This is a genomic window from Micrococcus sp. EWR3.9.1 (assembly GCF_052615555.1).
In genome coordinates this window covers 1-2,064 of the sequence record NZ_JBQXFD010000039.1, presented here as the reverse complement: position 1 = coordinate 2,064, position 2,064 = coordinate 1, and the positions used below count along the sequence as shown (strand labels likewise).

Genomic DNA, 2,064 nt, shown 5'->3' with positions numbered 1-2,064 from the left:
GGGGCGGGTTCACAGGTGGTGCATGGTTGTCGTCAGCTCGTGTCGTGAGATGTTGGGTTAAGTCCCGCAACGAGCGCAACCCTCGTTCCATGTTGCCAGCACGTAATGGTGGGGACTCATGGGAGACTGCCGGGGTCAACTCGGAGGAAGGTGAGGACGACGTCAAATCATCATGCCCCTTATGTCTTGGGCTTCACGCATGCTACAATGGCCGGTACAATGGGTTGCGATACTGTGAGGTGGAGCTAATCCCAAAAAGCCGGTCTCAGTTCGGATTGGGGTCTGCAACTCGACCCCATGAAGTCGGAGTCGCTAGTAATCGCAGATCAGCAACGCTGCGGTGAATACGTTCCCGGGCCTTGTACACACCGCCCGTCAAGTCACGAAAGTTGGTAACACCCGAAGCCGGTGGCCTAACCCTTGTGGGGGGAGCCGTCGAAGGTGGGACCAGCGATTGGGACTAAGTCGTAACAAGGTAGCCGTACCGGAAGGTGCGGCTGGATCACCTCCTTTCTAAGGAGCATTAGTGCCCGTTGCATCACCGCGTGTGTGATGGCGGGTTGCTCATGGGTGGAACATCAATGAATGGTGCCAGTGGTGGTGCCGGCAGTGCTCGAGTACGTCATGCCTTTGCGGGTGTGGTTGGAATGGGTGGTGTTGGTGGCTGCGAGCTGGTGTTGGCACACTGTTGGGTCCTGGAACAGCAGGCACCCTGATCTGTGAGGGTTGGGGTTGTTGTTTCTGGTCTCCGTATCTTGTGAAGCTGGCCTTGTGGGTTGGTGGATGGGGTGTGGGTTGTTGTTTGAGAACTGCATAGTGGACGCGAGCATCTTATTTTTTTGTTGCTGCATCGTTGATCGCACTGTTCCCCCTGGGGTGGTGTGTGAGGTGTGGTGATGCCGAGAATGACATCTTAGTTAGATATTGCTCATTTGAGGACTTTCATTGTGTGTGAAAGTTTCCAAGGGCGCATGGTGGATGCCTTGGCAACAGGAGCCGAAGAAGGACGTGGGAATCTGCGATAAGCCTGGTGGAGTCGATAACCGGACGTTGAGACCAGGATTTCCGAATGGGGAAACCCCGCACGACGTGTCGTGTGACCCCCGGTTGAACACATAGACCGGGTGGAGGGAACGTGGGGAAGTGAAACATCTCAGTACCCACAGGAAGAGAAAACAAAAGTGATTCCGTTAGTAGTGGCGAGCGAACGCGGATGGGGCTAAACCGTATGTGTGTGATACCCGGCAGGGGTTGCATGTGCGGTGTTGTGGGCCCCTCCTTGTCATGTCTGCCGGCATGGCGCAGTGAGGTGCGGGCATATAGACGAACCAGTGTGGATGCTGGACCGTAGAGGGTGAGAGTCCCGTAGTCGAAATGTGTTCCGCCGCTGTTGGAGGGTTGCCCGAGTAGCACGGGGCCCGAGGAATCCCGTGTGAATCTGCCAGGACCACCTGGTAAGCCTGAATACTACCTGTTGACCGATAGCGGATCAGTACCGTGAGGGAATGGTGAAAAGTACCCCGGGAGGGGAGTGAAATAGTACCTGAAACCATGTGCCTACAAACCGTTGGAGCCTCCTTGTGGGGTGACAGCGTGCCTTTTGAAGAATGAGCCTGCGAGTTAGTGATACGTGGCGAGGTTAACCCGTGTGGGGAAGCCGTAGCGAAAGCGAGTCTGAATAGGGCGATTGAGTCGCGTGTCCTAGACCCGAAGCGGAGTGATCTACCCATGGCCAGGTTGAAGCGCGTGTAAGAGCGCGTGGAGGACCGAACCCACTTCAGTTGAAAATGGAGGGGATGAGCTGTGGGTAGGGGTGAAAGGCCAATCAAACTCCGTGATAGCTGGTTCTCCCCGAAATGCATTTAGGTGCAGCGTCACGTGTTTCTTCCCGGAGGTAGAGCTACTGGATGGACGATGGGCCCTACAAGGTTACTGACTTCAGCCAAACTCCGAATGCCGGGAAGTGAGAGCGTGGCAGTGAGACTGTGGGGGATAAGCTTCATAGTCGAGAGGGAAACAGCCCAGACCACCGGTTAAGGCCCCTAAGCGTGTGCTAAGTGGGAA

2 rRNA genes are annotated in these 2,064 nt (G+C 55.8%); both read left to right on the top strand.

Annotated features, from left to right (window positions below):
- Positions 1-513, top strand: a 16S ribosomal RNA gene (locus ACUJ8O_RS11435); the annotation flags it as partial.
- A gap of 438 nt (positions 514-951) precedes the next feature.
- Positions 952-2,064: ribosomal RNA gene (locus ACUJ8O_RS11430) — 23S ribosomal RNA — on the top strand; the annotation flags it as partial.